The sequence below is a fragment of the Frondihabitans sp. PAMC 28766 genome (assembly GCF_001577365.1).
In the GTDB taxonomy this organism is placed as follows: Bacteria; Actinomycetota; Actinomycetes; order Actinomycetales; family Microbacteriaceae; genus Frondihabitans.
On the sequence record NZ_CP014513.1, the window covers coordinates 1,588,687 to 1,607,971 of the forward strand.

Genomic DNA, 19,285 nt, shown 5'->3' on the forward strand with positions numbered 1-19,285 from the left:
CAGTCTACGGGCCGACCTGCGCGGCCGACATGGTCGGCCGAGCACCGAGAAGCGCCCTTCGACGGGGGTCGAGGTCAGGTGAAATCGAGGCGAAACCGGTAGGTGAGATCGTCCTCGAACCACTGGGGGAAGTTCGTCGGCCAGAGATTGTCGTGCAGGATCACGTGGACTCCGGCGGCGGGGTCGGGCAGCTCGCGATCGAACCGGAGCAGCCCCGGTCGACCGACGGCGACGACGGGAGCGTCGAACGACGTCACGGTGAGCACCCCCGCCTCGCCCTCGAATCGGAGCCCGTGGACCGCGTGGAGATTCCGGTTCCCGCCCGAGACGACCCTCCCGGGGTCGACCGCCGTGCCGAGCTTGTCGAGACTCCAGAACCCGACGGCCGCAGGCACGATCGAGAGGAGGCTGGCCTCGGGCAGGCGGCTGGCGTGTTTGCCGTGCGTCGTCACCGAAAGTTCGATCCGACGGCCGGCGCGCGCGAACCGGTACTCCAGCGTGAGCCGCTCGGGAGCCCCGAACGTCGAGTTCGCCTCCTCGGGCAGAGCCGCTTCGATCCGAACGACATCGGCATCCGGCTCGGCGACGAACCGTCGGGCGACGACGACAGGCACGAACTCGGTGTGCCTCGCTGTCGACGATGCCTCGCGGAGCCCCAGCCGTGTCTGGTCGGGAAGCGCCCACTCGGCGTTCGCATCCAGATCGCGACAGTAGTCGGCCACCCACCTGTCGTAGTCGTCCGCATCGAAAGTCCTGTACGAGAAGCGAGCCGCCACGTGTTCGACGTCGAACCAGACGTCGCCGCTGTCGTCCACGAGCGACGCAAGCGAGCCCGTGTCGTCGAAGCCGGCCAGGAAGCGCCCGAGCCGCTGGGGGAGGGCGGTCGAGCCCGTGTCCGCCGAGAAAGGCGTCGACGAAAGTGCCGCCTCGGCAACGGCCCGGTTCGCCGGTGACAGCGCACTCAGGGCTTGGTGGATCCGTTCGCGCTGCTCGCGCCAGGAGTCTTCGAAGGCGGAGAACGAGAGGGACGATGCGGGGAGGAGATCCTGCGCCCTGGCCCGTTCGAAATCGGGGCGGTCGTAGCTGACGAAATCCGGCAGGAACACTTTCTGGTCTTTGCCCCAGGTGTGTTCTGCGATCAGAAGGAGAGGGTCGCTGAAGTCGTTGTACTCGGCGCTGCCGATCGCGAGATCGCCGTTCTCGACGAGGGCGGATCGAGTTCGCAAGAGCGACCGGAATCGCGACAGGAGCCACGGGTCGGCTGCCGGCCCGTGGATCCAGGTGTCGCCTATCTCGTCCTCGACCACCGGGAGGCTCGACCGGATGGCGTCGACGGCTTCGGCGAATGCGTCGAGCGTCGAGGCCACGACCCGAGCTCGCGGATACTGCTCTCGCAATCGAGTGAAGAGGGCCACGACCTCCTCGCGTGACGGAGGGCCCAGGTTGTCGTTGGTGTGGGCGAGGCAGAGGCCTTCGGAGAGCCCGGGCGCTGTGAACGCCTCACCCTCGGACGTCGAGCCGTAGCTGCCCTGGTAGTGCACCACGACCTCGGAGCCGTCGGGCGCTCGCCAGACGAAGAGATCGGGGACGTCCGGAAGGGCGGAGACGGGGTTCACGCCCAGATGCAGGTATCGCACCCCTGCTCGCGCCAGCAACGGAACGAGGCCGATCGTATGGCCGGGAACGTCGGTCATCTTCGCCGCGATCCTCGTCGTGCCGAAGCGCTCGTCGAGACCGCGAGAGATCGACAGCCCGTACTCGACCAGCGCCGCATCCATGAGTTCGGTGTGCGTCGAGCAGGGCAGCGCGTGCCAGGCGATCCGGCCGGCCGCGATGGCTCTCTCCATCCGGTCCACTTGAGCGGGCCCCGCCTGGTCGAGGAAAGCCTTCACGAGCCAGGATCCCGTCGTCCACACGAACGAGGCGTCCTCCGACTCGGCGAGTTGGTCGGCGAGGTCCAGGGCGCCGGGGATCCACCGCTGGAGGTACTCGTCGAGCACAGCGGAGGCCGTTCCCGTGAAGCCCAGGTCGAGGTGCGTCTTGAAGACGACGTGGACCGTTTCGATCATGACGCAGCGACCGCCCGTCGGAGCGCGATGGCCGCCGTCTCGTATGCCGCGAGGCGGATCCCGACGCGGCGACCGTCGACGGCCAGGGGCTCCCTCTCGTCTCCGAGGTACGTGCTCCGGTGCGCCGAGTCGATGTCGATGCCGAAGGTCAGCGTCGCATCGATCTCGTCGCCGATGAAAGACTGCAGGCGGACGAGCGAGACGCCGGGCTCGTCGCCGGCGACGACGGCCACGAGCTGCACCCGGTCGTCGTCGATGTCGATCAGCGACACCTCCGCAGTCTCGGCTTCGTCACGACCCTTGGCTTCCGCGACGGCGACGGGGTGGATCACATCGGCGGCCGTGGCGATCGCGACCGCCTGCGTCGACTCGTCCTGATGAGCCCGCACGCCGACGGCGTAGGTGAACGTGGCCGTGAACGCCTGCTCGATGGGGAAGTTGGTGTCCCACACGTTGTTGTGGAACCACGAGAAGACGGTGGCGGGCTCGACGGGGCTGGTACTGGCCGGGAAGGGCGCGTAGGGCAGCGCGATGCTTCCGGCCTGGACGAGCGGCGCGTCTTTCGTGACCCAGACGACCGTGTCGCCGCCGTCGTCGATGCTCACCCAGTTGCGGACCGCCCGCATGTGCTGCGGCGCCCCGGGGATGTGCGCGATCCCGTCGCCGGTGACTCCGCCGGAGACCTCGAAGTGCACGACGGGATCGTCGGCCGCGAATGGGAAGGCGAAGTACCCGCTCTCCTTGATCAGGGTGGTCTTCTTCGTCACTCGGTTCTCGATCACGAGCCGTGGGGAGCCATGGCGGAGGCGCAACGTGACCTCCACTTTGTCGACGCCGAGAGCGGTGTACTCGAAGACCAGTCGCTGCTCGATCGCGTCGTTGGTGCGTTCGACGAGCACGGAGGGGTTGGCGAGGGTCCGCGTGGCGAGCAGTTCGAGGCGGTCCGACACCGAGAGCTTGTTGGCGAGGTGGTTGAAGCCGGCGCCGGACGACCCGTACTGGTCGTACAGGTAGGCGTTGAACCCGGCGACCGAGTCGTGGTTCACCAGTTCGCGCCCTGTCCGTTTCTCGATGATCGAGGAGATCGACGACGTCTGTTCATCGACCGTCACGCGCAGGTGCGCGTTCTCGAGTGCGAGGAGATCCTCCCGTGGTGTCGAGTGCAGCGAGAGCGACTCGGCCACGGCGTCGGTGTCGGCGCGCGACACGTCGAGGCGCACGAAACCCAGAGCGGGAAGATCCCGCACGATCACGCTCGCCCAGCGACCCGATTCTCGATGGGCCGGGTTGCCCTGGCCTTTCACGGAGTGGGGCAGGATCTCGCCGGTTCGGCCGTCCCGCACCACGAAGCCGGCGTCGAGCGCGATGTGCGCCTCTTTGACGAGCAGCCTGACGACGGCGTCGCGGCGCCGCCCCGTTGCGTTGGCAGCGACATAGCTCGTCACGGAGGCTGGATCCGGCGAGATGTCGTCGGCGAGGTATGCCATCGCGTGCTCACGGAACTCGAGGGCGCGTTGGTGCGCGGCTATGCCCTGGCCCACCTTCCACTGCCACTGCAGCTCGCCCGACTGGAAACCCTCGTCGCCGTGAGTCCAAGAGTCGCCGGCGCCCCAGGTGTGCTCGTTGAACATCGAGATCGCGTCGTAGACCTCGCTGCTCTCGCGTTTGGCGGTGGGGATTCCGGAGCCGCCGAGCCACGCTGCCATCTCGGAGATCGACGTCGCGTCGGTGACGGCCGCCTGCCCTTGGCGGCTGAGGGCAAGAGGCACAGCTGCCGAGCCGACGCCCTCGACCCACCAGTCGCCCCAGTCGCCTTCGACGGTGATCAGTTCGTCGCCGTAGCGCGCCTCCGCCTCGGCGAAGAAGTCCTCGTTACGAGAGACGCGCAGCGTCGGCGACGTCCAGTTCTCGTTCCACTCGCGAACGAGTTCAGAGAGGTGGAGTCGCGCGGGGCCGTTGTCGCCCATGAATCCCTGCGTCCGCAGGTGCAGGACGTCCCAGGGATAGCCGTCGCGGCCTTCGGCGGTCTCGCCGTGGGCGCCGAAGATGCCGGGAGGGTAGGGGTAGCCGCGCGTCGCGAGGGCAGCCAGGTACGCCGGGAACAGGACGTCGACCTCGTTGTAACCCTCGGTGAAGCCGACGTTCGGCCCCTCCATGTACGCGAGCCCGTGCGGGGAGTCCGTCATCCAGACGATGACCGAGTTCCCGGCCGGCGTCTTCCATCGGAACATGCGGGGCAGGTTCAGCGCACCGGTGGTGTGCGGCTGCGAGCGACCGGCCCAGTTGTGCGCGACCGCGAGGTATTTCACCCCGATCTCGCTCAGGGCGTCGGGAAGTCCGGCGACCTGACCCGGAACGTCGGTCTGCATGGCCGTCGTGAAGTCGATGCCGTACTCGTCTCGGATCCTGCGCGCTTCACGGAGCAGTTCGTGCAACTCGTCGGTCGAGCAGGTGTCGGTGTGAAGGTTGTAGGGCATGGCGCTCAGGCCGATCGAGCCGTCCTTGACCAGCCGGACGAACTCCTCTATCCTCGACGCCGGTCGGTGCTTCTCCCAGTCGCTGAACGCCCAGAGCGCCTCGGCGTTCCAGCGGAAGCGCGACTCCTCGGGCCAGGCCGCCGTCGTCTTCGCGAGGTCCATCGCCGTATCGAGGTACGAGCGCTGCTGGGCGATGACGGAGGCCTGCGGGTCGGTGTACCCGAAGTCGAAGTGGGAGTGGTGCACGATGTGGACGGACCAGGCGCGCTGGGAGTGAGCGTGAAGGCGATCGATTCGTCGCCCAGTGACGGAACGGCGACGGCGACGGGAGTGTCGGTGTCGACGACCGGGATCAGGAGGCGGAGTGATTGGGCGTCCGGGGCGTCGGCCAGGCCAGCCACGTGGTCGGAGCCATCGATGAGCACCTGCGGAGCCCCTGCGGCCGTCGCGCTTTCGGGATCGTCGAACACCAGCCGAACCGCCTGGACGTCGACGCCATCGTGTGTCTTCAGCAGCGGTTCGGGCAGGACTCGAACGCGGTGACCGCCGATCACTCCCGTCGAGGCCACTGCTCGCTCGATCAGGCCGGCGCGGGCTTCGGCGCGACTCCACGGCTCGTTCGAGATCAGAGCAGGGCGGGCAGAGGAGTGGCGTTCGATCCGGGATTCTGGCACGCGGACAGTTCCTATCGTCGTTGATTTGATAACGTTACCAAGAGACGTTAGCACCGACCCGCGACGACCGCCACGGGTTCCGGCGACCTGGTCCGGCCTCCGGTGTCCTGTATACCTGAGGTCATGACAGGTGCGGAGGGTGCACGGGCTCCGGATCGGCGACCGAGGTCCGCTCCGACGGTGAAAGACATCGCCAAGGCGGCCGACGTCAGCCCGATGACCGTATCCCGGGTGCTCTCCGGTGGCAAGAATGTTCGTCCGCAGGTGCGAGAGCATGTCGAGCGCGTCATCGCCGAAGTCGGCTACCACCGGAACGAGAACGCCCGACGCCTGCGCCAGGGCGAGCGGTCGGGTCTGATCGGTGTGCTGATCACCAACATCGGCAACCCCTACTACGCGGGCATGCTGCAAGGCGTCGAGCAGGTCGTCGCGGCTACCGGCCGACGCGTCATGGTCGGCCTGACGAACGAGGACGCCGACCTCGAGAAGCAGCTGGTGCTCGACTTCCTCGGTCGACAGGTGGAGGGCCTGATCGTGGTCCCGGTGGGGCAGGATCCTGTCCGGTTCGCTCCTGAAAGACTCGGCGGCGTCCCGCTCGTGCTCGCGTCACGATCCTTCGATGGAAGTCTGGCCGACGCCGTGCTGCTCGACGACGTGCGCGGCGCCTTCGAGGCCACTCGTCGAATGCTGGAGGAAGGGCATCGACGAATCGCCTACCTCGGCAACAGGGTCTCGGTCGCCACCGGCCGGCGTCGTCTCGAGGGCTTCGAGTCGGCCCATCGCGAGCTCGGTTTCGAGCCGGCGCCCGATCTCGTCAGGCTCGGACAGCAGGACGCCGACTCGGCGGAGCGAGCGATGGACGACCTGCTGGACCTCGCGGATCCGCCGACGGCCGTGTTCGCCGCGAACAACCGGAACAGTGTCGGTGTGATCCGTTCGATGAACCGGCACCGGGCCGAGGCTCGCCGCGCGGGCGTAGAGTTGCCCACCCTCCGTCTGTTCGGCTTCGACTCGTTCGAGTTCGCCGACATGTCGCCCATCCCGCTTTCGATCGTCGACCACGATCCGTCCGAGCTGGGCAGAATCGCAGCGAAGCTCCTCTTCGATCGCCTCGAAGGCGAGTCGCAGGGCGCCCCGGCACGACTCGTCGAACTTCCCGTTCGCCTCGTCGACTTCTCCTGATCGAGCGCTCTTCTCGCCCTTTCCTAGAGAAGTAGTCCGGGTCCGATCTATCTGATAACGTTACCAACCGGTGGGTGGGTCAGCTCGCCACCGAGGTGCTCGTCAGCGATGGTGCGGAGCATCTCGCCGCGTGAAAGGAACGACATGTCGAAGTACCTGCCGAAGGGGATCGTCCGAGGCGCGTACGACAAGGCCCCTTCCATCGCGGTCGGCACCGGGCATGAGGCCTGGAGTGGAGAAGGCGCCTGGGCCCGCCTGGCCCGGGAGGCGACACCGGGGCGGGTCGTGGCGATCGACACCTACCCGGGCTCAGACCTTCCCGGCCTCGAGCGCGAACTGCGACGAGCCGTGCCCGACGCTCTCATCATCGACGTCGAAGTCTCAGCCGCACTCCCGATCGAATCGATCGAGGCGCTCATTGCCGACAACCTCACCGCCGACCGCGTCTTCGGGGTGCTCGATCACCGCGTTCTGAGCGACTTCTACGATCCCAGTCGGCTGCTCGACCTCGCCGCACGAGTGCGCTCGATCGACGCGCCCGTGATCCTGATCGGCTGGGGCGCGACGCTCGTCCCCGTGAAACCCGACGTGGTCGTCCTGGCCGACCTGGCGCGCTGGGAGATCCAGAAGCGGCAGCGTGCGGGAGCCCCGAACTGGCGCGCCGACAACGGCGACGACGACCAGCTGCGGAAGGTCAAGCGCGGCTTCTTCGTCGAGTGGCGCATCGCCGACCGGCACAAGCGACCCCTCTTCGACTCGCTCGACTATCTTCTCGACGCCAACGAGTCCATGTCCGGGGCGAAGCTGATCACCGGTGACACCTTCCGGCGCGGTCTCGAGATCGCAGCGACCAGGCCGTTCCGCGTGGTCCCGTTCTTCGACCCCGGCGTCTGGGGCGGCCAGTGGATGAAAGACGTCTTCGAGCTCGGTGACGAGGAGAACTACGCCTGGTGCTTCGACTGCGTCCCGGAAGAGAACAGTCTGCTGCTCGACGTCTCGGGCACGACCGTCGAACTACCGTCTCTCGACCTCGTCTTCCGGCACCCGCGCGAGCTCCTCGGCGAGAAGACGTTCGCCCGATTCGGCGCCGAGTTCCCGATCCGGTTCGACTTCCTCGACACGATGGCAGGCGGCAACCTGTCGCTGCAGGTGCACCCGCTGACCGATTACATCCAGAACGCGTTCGGAATGACCTACACGCAGGACGAAAGCTACTACCTCCTCGACGCCGGCGACGACGCCGTCGTCTACCTCGGCCTGCGCGACGGTGTCGACGCGCAGGCGATGGAGAGCGCGCTCCGCACCGCGACGACCGGGGCGGCGCCGTTCGAAGCCGACGACTTCGTGAATGCGTACCCTGCGAAAAAGCACGACCACTTCCTCATCCCGGCCGGCACCGTCCATTGTTCGGGCGCCGATTCGATGGTGCTCGAGATCTCCGCGACGCCGTACCTCTTCACGTTCAAGATGTGGGACTGGGGTCGGGTGGGCCTCGACGGGGTTCCTCGTCCGATCCACCTCGACCATGCCATCGCCAACATCCAGTGGGGGCGCGACGCCGAATGGACGCGTGCGAACCTCGTGGGCCAGGTCGTCGAGGTCGCTCGCGGTGACGACTGGGTCGAGGAGCACACCGGTCTTCACGAGTTCGAATTCATCGAAGTGCGCAGGCACTGGTTCGACGGAATTGTCGAGCACGACACGGCAGGCACCGTCAACGTGCTGAACCTCGTCGAAGGGGCGGAGGCCGTCGTCGAGAGCCCCGAGGGTGCCTTTGATCCCTTCGTGGTGCACTACGCCGAGACGTTCATCGTGCCGGCCGCGGTGGGGCGCTACCGGATCCGTCCGTACGGTGACGGGCTCGGGCAGAGGCTCGGCACGGTCAAAGCCTCCGTGCGAGGGACCGAGCGCTAGGCATTCGAGCGCCGTGCCCACTCGGCCGTGCCGAGCAGCGGCGCTTCGTCGAGCAGCTGGCTGGGCCGCACCTCGAGCGCACGAGCCTTCGATGCCTCGGCGAGCCCCCCACGCAATGCTCGGTCGAGAAGCGGCCACGATCGCGACATGGCCCCGCCCACGACGAGGGCGGTCGCGTCGAATCGATCGAGCCAGGGCCCGATGGCGCGGCCGAGGGCCGTCATGGCATCGGTGAAAGCCGCCGCCGCAGTTGGATCACCCGCCGAAGCACGGCGCGCGATGTCTGCCACGTCGAGGTCGTCACCCGATCGTCCGGCGTAACTCGCTCGAATGGCACGGGTCGACACGGTCTCTTCGAGCGGCTTGCCGTCGTACTCGATCGTGTAGGCCGCCCCCTCCGCGGGGACGTCGTCGCCTGAGGTGATGGCAACACCGTCGCGGATGAACGCCGACCCGACGCCGGTTCCCAGGGTGAGGCAGACGAGCCGGGCCGGGCGCGGCTCCTCCTGCCCGAATGCCCACTCACCGATCCCGTAGGCGTCGGCATCGTTGAGGAAGGAGACCAGGCTCGGCCGTGTGTCGAGACGTTCGGCGAGAGCTGCGCGGAGGTCGAGACCGGCGATGGCGGCGAACTTGCCGATCCCCTTGAACGATCCGGTGCCGAGCTCGTAGTCGAACGGACCCGGCATCGCGATCGACCACGGGATGTCCTGTGTCACCAGGGGGCGCCCCGCCGCCTCCAGTGCTCCCAGGATCTCGTCGCGGGTGCCGAGCGAATCGAGCTCACCATCGACGCGGCGCAGGATGCCGACGCGCCCGGGGGAGAAATCGACCGTGGCTGCCGTGACGTGGCTGCCGCCCACGTCCATGACGAGCTGCGCGGCTGAGAAGTGGTCGGGGATCATGCTCGGCTCCGTCGTCGTGGACTCGGTGATGAGGGTATTCCGCCTGATGATATCGTTACCAAGTGAATGCATCGCTGCATGCGCCGACCCGAGGAGTGCCGCCGTGCCGGATTCGTCAGACACCGTCGTCAGGATCGGGCTGATCGGCGCCTCGTCGATCGCGCCATCGGCGATCATCGAGCCCGCCCGGCGACGCGACGACATCGAAGTCGTCGCTGTGGGGGCGCGGAGGCCGGGAGCCGCCGCATCCTTCGCCCGTCGCTGGGGGATTCCGCGTGCGGAATCGTCCTACGAGGCCGTGATCGATGACCCTGCGATCGACGTCGTCTACGTCTCGCTGGCCGCTGGCGATCACGCGAGATGGAGCATCGCTGCGCTCGAAGCCGGCAAAGACGTGCTCTGCGAGAAGCCTGCGTCGCCGACCCTCGCCGAGGCGCGGGCAATGACCGCGGCAGCCGAGCGGGCGGGGCGCCTTCTCGTCGAGGCATTCCACTACCGCTGGCACCCGCTCTTCGCCCACCTTCGTGAGCTCGTCGCTCGGAACGACTTCGGGCCGATCGAGAGGATGTCGAGCAGTGTCATCGGCAGTCGCCCCTTCCTGGCTGATTCGGTCCTCCACGATCCTGCTCTCGGCGGAGGCGCGCTTCGGCACTCGGGAAGCTATGCAGTCCACTGGATGCGACTGCTCGCTCGGCGAGAGCCTCGCGTCGCCGAATTCGAACAGGTGCGGGGCCCCCTCGGAGCCGACGCATCGTCGACCCTCGGTCTCGAGTTTCCGGGCGGCGCCCGAGGCCGCGTCGTGAGCTCTTTCGAGCGCGACCGCACCGGCGGCGATCCGCCCGAGCTCGTCGTGGAGTCGGCCATGAGCAGGATCGAGATCCAGGGCTTGATCGTGCCGCATCACGGGCATTCCGTCCGGCTGCACCTCGCGGGTCAGCCGTTGCGGCAGTACACCCTCGCCGGTCGCGCCAGCTACGACTACCAGCTCGACGAGTTCGTCGCGGCCCGCGGCGACTCGACCACGGCTCGGATCGATCGGCAGGATCTGGAGGCGCAAGCCGCCGTCCTCGACGCAGCCTATGGGCGGGATCAGGACGAGTCGCGCTGACAGAAGTATCTCGCGGTTCCTTGTCAGAGATCTGGCGCCGTGTTATTGTTCCCCAGTTGGTAACGATACCAATACCTCGCACCGACTAGCCGTTCGCTGGTCAGATCGACTCGCCCAAGTCGAGAACAAAGGAGTTCAGCGTGAAATTTCGCAGACTGTTGCCTGTTGTCGCCATGACCGTCGCGGCCGCGGCTGTCCTGGTCAGCTGCTCGTCCTCGACCACGTCGAGTGCAACGACCGGAACCTTGAATTTCGTCAACGACAAGTCGTGGGACTTCAAGTCGTTCTCGAAGGTGTCGCAGAAAGACATCAAGGTCAGCCTCAATTCGTCGACGTATGCCGATCAGCCGGCATTCCAGGCCTTCGTCAAGCAGTCGTTCCGCACCAACAAGAGCCCCGGCCTCTTCACCTGGCACACCGGGGATCAGCTCGACCAGCTCGTGAAGCAGAACCTCGTCGCCGACACGTCGAGCATCTGGAAGAAAGCGATCGCCAGCGGCGAGATCAACAAGAGCGTCGAAGACCTGTACACGATCGGCGGCAAGCAGTACTGCACCCCGATCAGCGTCGACGACTGGGTCATGTACTACGACAAGAAGACCTTCGCGAAATACGGGCTCAGCGCGCCGACGACCTGGACCGAGATGATGTCGGACGCAGCCGTGCTGAAGAAGAACGGCATCGCCCCGTTCTGGAGTTCGGGCGGCGACCCGTGGGCTTTCGTCTGGTTCCAGATCCTGGTCGCGGGGACCGATCTGCAGCTGTACAAGGATCTGTCGACCGGCAAGGCGTCTTACACCGACCCGCGGGTCGTGAAGATCATGAACGTCTGGCTCGACATGGAGAAGAAGGGGTACTTCTCCGACCCGGGCTCGAAGACGGCACCTGAGACGCAGATGAAGGACGGCAAGCTCGCGATGATCCCGTTCGGCACCTGGTACGCCTCGACGATCGATCAGGTCGGCCTCAAGCCCGGCACCGACTGGGGTGTGTTCACCATCCCCGCGGTCAACCCGAGCCAGGGCAAGACCCCGGTCGCCATCGAGACAGCACCCGCCTGTGTCGCCCAGAACTCGTCGCAGAAGGCGCTCGGCCTCAAGTACTCGGCGTGGTGGATGACCTCGGCCGCGCAGACGGCGTGGTCGAAGCAGCAGGACAACCTGCCCTACAACCCCAAGGCCACCGCCGCCACGCAGACCTTCGCCGATGCCGGCAAGGAGCTCGCGACGCCCGGCAAATACGAGACCTACCTCCGCTACTACGAGGCGACGCCGCAGGTGATCCTGACCGAGGCACTCGACGAGTTCACCGGCTTCATGACGAACCCGGGCGATCCCATGAAGTACCTCGAGGGTATTCAGAAGGTGGCCTCGACGTACTGGAAGAGCCAGAAGTAGCCGATGACAGCCACGACGACGCGTCAAGCCGCGCTAGGCCACGACGGCCCTCCCGTCCATCACAGGGCGACCAGCTACCAGCGCTCCGCCTGGGCCTTCCTCGGCCCGGGCGCCGCAGTGGTGGTCCTGGTCCTGTACCTCCCCGTCCTCTACACCGTCTACCTCAGCTTCACGACCTACTCCGGGCTCGGAAGCCCCGTGCTCGCGGGCGTAGCCAACTACGTGGCCCTGTTCCAGGATCCGGTGTTCCTCACCTCGCTGGTCAACACGCTCATCTGGGTCGCCGGTTCGCTGCTGATCCCGGTCGGCATCGGGCTCGTCGTCGCCTACCTGTCGTTCGGGCTCAAGGGAGCCGCCTGGCTGAGAGTGCCGTTCCTGATCCCATACGCCCTCTCGGGTGTCGCGGTCGGCATCGTCTTCAGCTTCGTGCTCCAGAACGGAGGAGCGCTCTCGCAGGCTCTGGCGTTCCTTCATCTGCCGGGAGCCGGGACGCGTTGGCTGGAGGAGGCCCCGCTCAACACCATCGTCATGATCCTGGCCGCCTCGTGGCAGGGGATCGGAGTCAACGCGCTCTTGTTCACGGTCGGCCTGCAGTCGATCCCGAAAGAACCCTCGAGGCGGCGCGCGTCGACGGAGCCTCGGGCTGGAAGCTGTTCCGCTTCATGGTGTGGCCTCTGCTGCGGCCCTCGACGACGATCGTCGTCGGCTTGTCCATCGTCAACAGTCTGAAGACGTTCGACATCGTGCAGGCGATGACGCAGGGCGGCCCGAACCGGGTCTCCGAGACCCTGGGAGTTTCGATGTACCGTGACACGTTCTCGAACAGCGACTACGGTCTGGGCTCGGCCGTCGCGATCTTCCTCAGCGTCATCACCGTCGCCGCCAGCGTGCTCTACCTCAGGCGGCAGCTGGCGATCGGCGACTCTTCGGACGACGCGGCGGGGAGGGCAGTCTGATGGCCTCCAAATCGATCCGCTACGCGATCCTCGGGATCATGGGGCTGCTCTGGCTGCTCCCGATCTACCTGCTGCTCGCGAACGCCGGGAAGTCGGCTGCCGACTACTCCGGGGACGCGTTGTGGACCCCAGGGTCGATCACCGGCCTCGTGAAGAACGTCGTGGCCGTGTTCCAGACCACCGACGTCCCGTCCGGGCTCGGGGTGACCTTCATCTATGCGATCGTGGCCCCGATCATCGCCGTGGCCCTCGGGTCCGGGGTCGCGTTCGCCGTCATCGTGCTGAAGGTGAAGCACGGCTTCTTCTGGTTCTTCGTGATCTTCTGCGGCACCGTCTTCCCCCTGCAGATGATGCTGATCCCCTGGTTCTCCGTCTATGCCAAGGTCGGGCTGTTCGACACCGTGCCGGGCATGATCATCATCTACTCGGTCGTCGCACTCCCGTTCTCGGCGTTTGTGATGCGCAACTTCTTCGCCGGCATCGCGCCGAGCGTCTTCGAAGCGGCGGTCGTCGACGGAGCAGGGACGTGGAGGATCTTCAGCCGCATCTTCCTGCCCATGTCGACGAGTGCCCTCGTCGTCGTGTTCATCCTGCAGGCGACCTGGGTCTGGAACGACTTCCTGATCTCGCTGATCCTGACGCAGAGCCCCTCGACGCGTCCGGTCATGCCGCTTCTGAACGCTCTGCAGTCGGTCGAGGGCGGCGGCCCCGGATACACCGTCATCCTGACCGCGGCGCTGGTCGTCTCCATTCCCACCGCTCTGCTCTTCGGGTTAACGCAGCGGTTCTTCCAGCGAGGGTTGTCGCTGGGTCAGTACTGATTTCTGCCCTTGATGCACGACACGCCGTGCCCCGAAATGGGGGCACGGCGTTTTTATCCACAGGTCGAGTGTCGGTGGTGTGGAGGACTCTGTGCAGAAAGCCGATTTCTCGGGGATAACCCTCCCTGCCCGGGGAGAAACCCTGTGGATAATCCAGGCTCGTAATTACAGCGGTGTAACACATCATCTAGTTGTGCCTTCCGATGTCGGCCCCTAGATGTAGTATCGATCCCGGCAACAACCACTCATTCTTCTAGGGGAGAAACATGGCTATCACCGTCTACACCAAGCCGTCCTGCGTCCAGTGCACGGCCACCTACCGCGCCCTCGACAACAAGGGCATCGAGTACGAAGTGTTCGACGTCTCGGTCGACGAGAAGGCTCTCGAGACGGTCAAGGCGCTCGGCTACCTGCAGGCTCCCGTCGTCGTCACCGACGAAGACTCCTGGTCGGGATTCCGCCCGGACAAGATCGCGGCGCTCAGCGCCGTGGTCGCATAACAAACACAGTGATTGCCGCCGAGCGGCACTAGACGCAAGCCAGCTTCAGAGAGACAACCAGGGGTTGGAGGCGACCACACCGTGACCAAGGTCATCTACTTCTCGAGCGTGTCGGGCAACACCGCACGTTTTGTCGAAAAGCTCGGGGTGCCGGCCGAACGCATTCCTCTCTTCTCGAGCGACGAACCCCTTCACGCCGAAGGTCCCTTCGTCCTCGTCCTGCCGACCTACGGCGGCGGCGAGGGCCGGGGCGCCGTGCCGAAACAGGTGATCCGGTTCCTCAACGACGAGGGCAACCGCTCTCTCATCCGCGGCGTGATCGCCGCGGGCAACACGAATTTCGGGATCGGCTACTGCTTGGCTGGCGACATCGTCGCCGCGAAGTGCCGGGTCCCCCTCCTTTACCGTGTCGAGGTCTTCGGCACGCCAGACGACGTAACAGCAGTACGAGACGGATTGGATCGATTTTGGACACAGCAGTCGATGACCTCGAGGTAATCGCAGGTCCTAACGCAGGCATGGACTACCACGCCCTGAACGCGATGCTCAACCTGTACGACGCCGACGGCAAGATCCAGTTCGACAAGGATCGCGAAGCCGCCAAGCAGTACTTCCTGCAGCACGTGAACCAGAACACCGTGTTCTTCCACAACCTCAAGGAGCGCCTCGACTACCTGGTCGAGAACGACTACTACGAGCAGGCGACGATCGACCTCTACGACTTCGCCTTCATCGAGAAGCTCAACGACCTCGCCTACTCGAAGAAGTTCCGGTTCCAGACCTTCCTCGGCGCCTTCAAGTACTACACCAGCTACACGCTCAAGACCTTCGACGGCAAGCGCTACCTCGAGCGCTTCGAGGACCGCGTCGTCATGACCGCACTCGGCCTCGCCCAGGGTGACGAGCAGCTCGCCATCGCCCTCGTCGAGGAGATCATCGCGGGCCGCTTCCAGCCGGCCACCCCGACCTTCCTCAACACGGCGAAGGCCCAGCGGGGCGAGCTCGTCTCGTGCTTCCTGCTGCGCATCGAAGACAACATGGAGTCGATCTCGCGCGGCATCAACTCGTCGCTGCAGCTCTCGAAGCGCGGTGGCGGCGTCGCCCTGTCACTGTCGAACATCCGCGAGGCCGGCGCCCCGATCAAGCAGATCGAGAACCAGTCGTCGGGCATCATCCCCGTCATGAAGCTGCTTGAAGACAGCTTCAGCTACGCCAACCAGCTCGGCGCACGCCAGGGCGCGGGTGCCGTCTACCTGTCGGCGCACCACCCCGACATCCTGCGATTCCTCGACACCAAGCGTGAGAACGCCGACGAGAAGATCCGCATCAAGACACTGTCGCTCGGCGTCGTCGTGCCCGACATCACGTTCGAGCTCGCCAAAAAAGACGAAGACATGTACCTCTTCTCTCCGTACGACGTCGAGCGCGTCTATGGCGTGCCCTTCGGCGACATCTCGGTCAGCGACAAGTACCGCGAGATGGTCGACGACTCCCGCATCAAGAAGACCAAGATCAAGGCGCGCGAGTTCTTCCAGACCCTCGCCGAGATCCAGTTCGAGTCGGGCTACCCCTACATCGTGTTCGAAGACACGGTCAACAAGGCCAACCCCATCAAGGGCCGGATCAACATGTCCAACCTGTGCTCCGAGATCCTGCAGGTGAACACCCCGACCACGTTCAACGAAGACCTCTCGTACAACGAGATCGGCAAAGACATCTCGTGCAACCTCGGCTCGATGAACATCGCCCTCTCGATGGACAGCGACAACTTCGGCCGCACCGTCGAGACCGCGATCCGCGGCCTCAGCGCGGTCAGCGACATGAGCCACATCACCTCGGTGCGCTCGATCGAGGTCGGCAACGACTCGTCGCACGCCATCGGCCTCGGCCAGATGAACCTGCACGGCTATCTGGCGCGCGAGCTGGTGCACTACGGCTCGGAAGAAGCCATCGACTTCACGAACATCTACTTCTACACGGTGCTGTTCCACGCCCTGCGCGCCTCGAACAAGATCGCGATCGAACGCAAGGTGAAGTTCGGCGGCTTCGAAGACTCGAAGTACGCCACGGGCGAGTTCTTCGACAAGTACACCGAGCAGGAGTGGGTGCCCACGACCGCTCGCGGCGCTTCGCTCTTCGCCGACGCCGGCGTCGAGATCCCGACCCAGGACGACTGGCGTGCGCTGAAGGCCAGCGTCATGGAGCACGGCATCTACAACCAGAACCTCCAGGCCGTGCCGCCGACTGGCTCGATCTCGTACATCAACCACTCGACGTCGTCGATCCACCCGATCGCGTCGAAGATCGAGATCCGCAAAGAGGGCAAGCTCGGCCGCGTGTACTACCCGGCGCCGTTCATGACGAACGACAACCTCGAGTACTACACCGACGCGTACGAGATCGGCCCCGAGAAGATCATCGACACCTACGCCGCTGCCACGCAGCACGTCGACCAGGGTCTGTCGCTCACGCTGTTCTTCAAGGACACGGCCACCACGCGCGACATCAACAAGGCCCAGATCTACGCATGGCGCAAGGGCATCAAGACGATCTACTACATCCGTCTCCGTCAGCTGGCGCTCGAGGGCACCGAGGTCGACGGCTGCGTCAGCTGCATGCTCTGAGTTCATCGCTGCGCCGCCGCCCCCGCGGCGCAGGCCATGCTCTCCCCAGCCCGACTTCTTCGGGCCCGAAACCCGAGAATTCAGGATCCTGAAAATGACACTTACAGATCCGGTCCACGCGACCGGCAAGAGCATCCCGCTCATCCAGGCCGTTCAGGCGATCAACTGGAACCGCATCCAGGACGACAAAGACGCGGAGGTCTGGAATCGCCTCGTCAACAACTTCTGGCTGCCCGAGAAGATCCCGCTGTCGAACGACGTGCAGTCGTGGAACACGCTGACGCCCGAAGAGCAGCAGCTGACGATGCGCGTCTTCACCGGTTTGACCCTGCTCGACACGATCCAGGGCACGGTCGGCGCCATCAGCCTCATCCCTGACGCGATCACCCCGCACGAAGAGGCCGTCTACACGAACATCGCGTTCATGGAGTCGGTGCACGCGAAGAGCTACTCGTCGATCTTCTCGACCCTCGCGTCGACCCCCGAGATCGACGACGCCTTCCGCTGGTCGACCGAGAACGTCAACCTGCAGAAGAAGGCGCAGATCGTCCTCGACTACTACACCGGCGACGACCCGCTGAAGCGCAAGGTCGCCTCGACGCTGCTCGAGTCGTTCCTGTTCTACTCGGGCTTCTACCTGCCGATGTACTGGTCGTCGCGCGCCAAGCTGACGAACACGGCCGACCTGATCCGCCTCATCATCCGCGACGAGGCCGTGCACGGCTACTACATCGGCTACAAGTTCCAGAAGGGGCTCGAAGGTGCCTCCGACGAGCGCAAGCAAGAGATCAAGGACTACACGTTCAACCTGCTGTTCGAGCTCTACGACAACGAGGTCCAGTACACGCAGGATCTGTATGACGGCGTCGGTCTGACCGAAGACGTCAAGAAGTTCCTGCACTACAACGCCAACAAGGCGCTGATGAACCTCGGCTACGAACCCATGTTCCCGAAAGACGTGACCGACGTGAACCCGGCGATCCTGTCGGCTCTCTCGCCGAACGCCGACGAGAACCACGACTTCTTCTCGGGCTCCGGCTCGTCGTACGTCATCGGCAAGGCAGAGAACACTCAGGACGAAGACTGGGACTTCTGATCTACTGTCTGCGGCGATTACATAGTCGCCCACTGACCCCTGAGAGAGACCGCGCGAATTCGTTCGACCAGGATCAGGGGATCACCTAGCAGGGAAGGGCGTCGGCCCGCTGTGTTCGCACGGCGGTCGGCGCCCTTCTTGCACGCTACATGCTGGCGGCGAGGAGCTGCTCGGGCACCTCGGCCCAGAGGAGGTAACCCGCGCGGGCGAGCCGCACGCGGACGAGGCCTCCGGTCGCAGCGACACCGCGGACGAGTTCGATGGTCGGCGCCGACAGCACTCATATCCGCTGCCCTCCGAGCATCACGTCGACGCCCCGTCGATCTCGGGCGAGCCGCAGGAAGGCGTCCTGCGATCCTGATTCCGCCGCGGTCGCCTTCGTCTCGATCACCTGGACTCGCAGGGTCGAGCCCGGCACGTCGACGATCGTGCTGCCGTAGGAGGCTGCCCAGACCTCCGGCTCGAGCAGGCGCTCGCGGCGCCCGAGGCGGACGGCGGAGCCGAGGTAGAGGTACGCCCTGATCGCATCGTCGACGAGAGCGATGCCGTCCGACACGCTGTCGCGAGGAGGAACGAAGAACGAGACGACGAACGCGACGATCGCGAAGAGCACCCCGAAAGAGGCCAGGATGCCCAGGCGCCGGCTCAGCTTCGCCCTCGCCGTCATCTGCCACCAGAGCCGCGGAGGCTCGACCTCTTCGTATCGCCCGCGGAAGATGCGCGCGGCATAGAGCAGCAGTGCCAGGTGGAGGAGGCCCGTGATGATCTGGACCACGAGCTCGGGAGTTCGCAGCCAGCGGAGGCCGAACCCCACCCCGTCGCCGACGCCGAAGTAGACCACGACGATGTAGGCGAGTTTGAGCGGCCACCGTTGGATCCGCACGCTGAACAATCGTTGCCGCATCGCCCCATCCTGGGCCCGACCCTTACCTTTTCGGCTGATCCCGGCCGTCCAGACGGGAGGACGAGCCGAAAAGGTAAGGGGAGGGGGCTAGGTGGCGAGGGTGAAGTCGTCGAAGCTGAAGCCGGGCGAGACCACGCACGAGACGAGGCATTCGCCCGACGAGGGGAGGGTGCGCTGCCACGTGCCGCCGGGGATGAAACCCTGGGCCGACTCTCCGGTGATGCCGGCGCCGGGCCCGAGCAGGATCCTGAAGACGGCAGGATCCTGGGGCGCCTCACCGTCGACCTCCGCCTGAACCGGCTCGACGGGCGATGGCCCCGTGCCGCCGAGCTCGAGCACCAGCGGGTCGGGCCCGTGCCACAGCCAGATCTCGTCGGACTCGACGCGGTGCCAGGCAGATGCCTCGCCGGGCGGCAGGAGGAAGTGGATCAGGGTGGCCCCCGGGCGGTCGCCGCCGGGCGTTGGGACGACTGCGGGCGAGGTCCAGGTGCGGCGGTACCAGCCGCCCTCGGGGTGCGGCTCGAGGCCGAGCGCCTCGGCCCGTGGCGGGGCGGCGAGCCACTCGAGCAGGGTGCCGTCGACGGCGCGGCGGGCGACCAGGCCGGGGGCCGGTGGCTCGTCGGCGCCAGGCGGTGTCGGACCGTGCGTCATGCGTTCT

General features: G+C 65.8%; 18 protein-coding genes. 12 read left to right on the forward strand and 6 right to left on the reverse strand.

Annotated elements, in window-relative coordinates; genetic code table 11:
• Positions 1-74: 74 nt before the first annotated feature.
• Together AX769_RS07825 and AX769_RS07830 are read right to left on the reverse strand one after the other, a co-directional pair.
• A complete protein-coding gene (locus AX769_RS07825; protein ID WP_066277880.1) occupies positions 75-2,069 on the reverse strand; it encodes a DUF5054 domain-containing protein in 1,995 nt (664 codons plus the stop codon).
• Positions 2,066-4,792, reverse strand: coding sequence for a glycoside hydrolase family 38 C-terminal domain-containing protein (locus AX769_RS07830; protein WP_066277882.1), 2,727 nt, complete (start codon positions 4,790-4,792; stop codon positions 2,066-2,068). The genes AX769_RS07825 and AX769_RS07830 overlap by 4 nt, the downstream gene beginning before the upstream one ends.
• 155 nt (positions 4,793-4,947) lie before the next feature.
• Here AX769_RS07830 and AX769_RS07835 point away from each other — a divergent pair, with 155 nt between their 5' ends.
• The 3 genes from AX769_RS07835 to AX769_RS07845 all read left to right on the forward strand — a co-directional run bounded on the left by AX769_RS07835 (position 4,948) and on the right by AX769_RS07845 (position 8,316).
• Positions 4,948-5,244: a hypothetical protein gene (locus AX769_RS07835; protein WP_157887510.1), complete on the forward strand. Its 297-nt coding sequence runs from the start codon at positions 4,948-4,950 to the stop codon at positions 5,242-5,244.
• 156 nt (positions 5,245-5,400) lie between these two features.
• A complete protein-coding gene (locus AX769_RS07840) occupies positions 5,401-6,402 on the forward strand; it encodes a LacI family DNA-binding transcriptional regulator (protein ID WP_239451973.1) in 1,002 nt (333 codons plus the stop codon).
• A 144-nt stretch (positions 6,403-6,546) separates the two neighbouring features.
• Positions 6,547-8,316: a class I mannose-6-phosphate isomerase gene (locus AX769_RS07845; RefSeq protein WP_066283321.1), complete on the forward strand. Its 1,770-nt coding sequence runs from the start codon at positions 6,547-6,549 to the stop codon at positions 8,314-8,316.
• Here AX769_RS07845 and AX769_RS07850 read toward each other — a convergent pair.
• On the reverse strand, positions 8,313-9,221 hold the full coding sequence (locus AX769_RS07850; protein WP_066277892.1) for an ROK family protein: 909 nt from the start codon (positions 9,219-9,221) through the stop codon (positions 8,313-8,315). The two genes, AX769_RS07845 and AX769_RS07850, sit on opposite strands and share 4 nt — an antisense overlap.
• A gap of 103 nt (positions 9,222-9,324) precedes the next feature.
• On the opposite strand from AX769_RS07850, the gene AX769_RS07855 reads away from it, so the two are divergent.
• The 9 genes from AX769_RS07855 to nrdF all read left to right on the forward strand — a co-directional run bounded on the left by AX769_RS07855 (position 9,325) and on the right by nrdF (position 17,723).
• Entirely contained in the window at positions 9,325-10,329 is a 1,005-nt protein-coding gene (locus tag AX769_RS07855; RefSeq protein WP_066277895.1) for a Gfo/Idh/MocA family protein, read from the forward strand.
• Positions 10,330-10,469: 140 nt separating this feature from the next.
• Entirely contained in the window at positions 10,470-11,726 is a 1,257-nt protein-coding gene (locus tag AX769_RS07860) for an ABC transporter substrate-binding protein (protein ID WP_082763573.1), read from the forward strand.
• Positions 11,727-11,729: 3 nt separating this feature from the next.
• Positions 11,730-12,455 carry a carbohydrate ABC transporter permease gene (locus tag AX769_RS07865; RefSeq protein ID WP_239451974.1) on the forward strand — a complete coding sequence of 242 codons (726 nt, stop codon included), beginning with the start codon at positions 11,730-11,732 and terminating at the stop codon, positions 12,453-12,455.
• Positions 12,389-12,682 (forward strand): carbohydrate ABC transporter permease, encoded by a 294-nt coding sequence (locus AX769_RS25110; protein WP_239451975.1) that lies wholly within the window; start codon positions 12,389-12,391, stop codon positions 12,680-12,682. The genes AX769_RS07865 and AX769_RS25110 overlap by 67 nt, the downstream gene beginning before the upstream one ends.
• Positions 12,682-13,503, forward strand: coding sequence for a carbohydrate ABC transporter permease (locus tag AX769_RS07870; protein WP_066277902.1), 822 nt, complete (start codon positions 12,682-12,684; stop codon positions 13,501-13,503). The genes AX769_RS25110 and AX769_RS07870 overlap by 1 nt, the downstream gene beginning before the upstream one ends.
• A 266-nt stretch (positions 13,504-13,769) precedes the next feature.
• Positions 13,770-14,003, forward strand: a complete 234-nt coding sequence (nrdH, locus tag AX769_RS07875) for a glutaredoxin-like protein NrdH (protein ID WP_066277907.1) — start codon at positions 13,770-13,772, stop codon at positions 14,001-14,003.
• An 81-nt stretch (positions 14,004-14,084) separates the two neighbouring features.
• Positions 14,085-14,501, forward strand: a complete 417-nt coding sequence (gene nrdI, locus AX769_RS07880) for a class Ib ribonucleoside-diphosphate reductase assembly flavoprotein NrdI (protein WP_066277910.1) — start codon at positions 14,085-14,087, stop codon at positions 14,499-14,501.
• A 20-nt stretch (positions 14,502-14,521) separates the two neighbouring features.
• Entirely contained in the window at positions 14,522-16,627 is a 2,106-nt protein-coding gene (gene nrdE / locus AX769_RS07885; protein ID WP_066277913.1) for a class 1b ribonucleoside-diphosphate reductase subunit alpha, read from the forward strand.
• A gap of 94 nt (positions 16,628-16,721) precedes the next feature.
• Positions 16,722-17,723, forward strand: coding sequence for a class 1b ribonucleoside-diphosphate reductase subunit beta (gene nrdF, locus AX769_RS07890; protein ID WP_066277916.1), 1,002 nt, complete (start codon positions 16,722-16,724; stop codon positions 17,721-17,723).
• Positions 17,724-17,868: 145 nt separating this feature from the next.
• Here nrdF and AX769_RS25690 read toward each other — a convergent pair whose 3' ends face one another.
• From AX769_RS25690 to AX769_RS07900, 3 genes are all read right to left on the reverse strand, one after another.
• Complete coding sequence (locus AX769_RS25690) at positions 17,869-18,003, reverse strand: hypothetical protein (protein ID WP_255359428.1); 135 nt, start codon at positions 18,001-18,003, stop codon at positions 17,869-17,871.
• A complete protein-coding gene (locus AX769_RS07895; RefSeq protein WP_066277919.1) occupies positions 18,004-18,627 on the reverse strand; it encodes a hypothetical protein in 624 nt (207 codons plus the stop codon).
• Between the two features lie 87 nt (positions 18,628-18,714).
• Entirely contained in the window at positions 18,715-19,278 is a 564-nt protein-coding gene (locus AX769_RS07900; protein WP_082763574.1) for a cupin domain-containing protein, read from the reverse strand.
• Positions 19,279-19,285: the final 7 nt, after the last annotated feature.

Excerpts from the sequence above, each read along its gene's own strand:
- AX769_RS07825 (WP_066277880.1), bottom strand. The coding sequence starts at position 2,069 with ATGATCGAAACGGTCCACGTCGTCTTCAAGACGCACCTCGACCTGGGC.
- AX769_RS07845 (WP_066283321.1), top strand. The coding sequence starts at position 6,547 with ATGTCGAAGTACCTGCCGAAGGGGATCGTCCGAGGCGCGTACGACAAG.
- AX769_RS07850 (WP_066277892.1), bottom strand. The coding sequence starts at position 9,221 with ATGATCCCCGACCACTTCTCAGCCGCGCAGCTCGTCATGGACGTGGGC.
- AX769_RS07865 (WP_239451974.1), top strand. The coding sequence starts at position 11,730 with ATGACAGCCACGACGACGCGTCAAGCCGCGCTAGGCCACGACGGCCCT.
- AX769_RS25110 (WP_239451975.1), top strand. The coding sequence starts at position 12,389 with ATGGTGTGGCCTCTGCTGCGGCCCTCGACGACGATCGTCGTCGGCTTG.
- AX769_RS07870 (WP_066277902.1), top strand. The coding sequence starts at position 12,682 with ATGGCCTCCAAATCGATCCGCTACGCGATCCTCGGGATCATGGGGCTG.
- nrdH (WP_066277907.1), top strand. The coding sequence starts at position 13,770 with ATGGCTATCACCGTCTACACCAAGCCGTCCTGCGTCCAGTGCACGGCC.
- nrdE (WP_066277913.1), top strand. The coding sequence starts at position 14,522 with ATGGACTACCACGCCCTGAACGCGATGCTCAACCTGTACGACGCCGAC.
- nrdF (WP_066277916.1), top strand. The coding sequence starts at position 16,722 with ATGACACTTACAGATCCGGTCCACGCGACCGGCAAGAGCATCCCGCTC.
- AX769_RS07895 (WP_066277919.1), bottom strand. The coding sequence starts at position 18,627 with ATGCGGCAACGATTGTTCAGCGTGCGGATCCAACGGTGGCCGCTCAAA.
- AX769_RS07900 (WP_082763574.1), bottom strand. The coding sequence starts at position 19,278 with ATGACGCACGGTCCGACACCGCCTGGCGCCGACGAGCCACCGGCCCCC.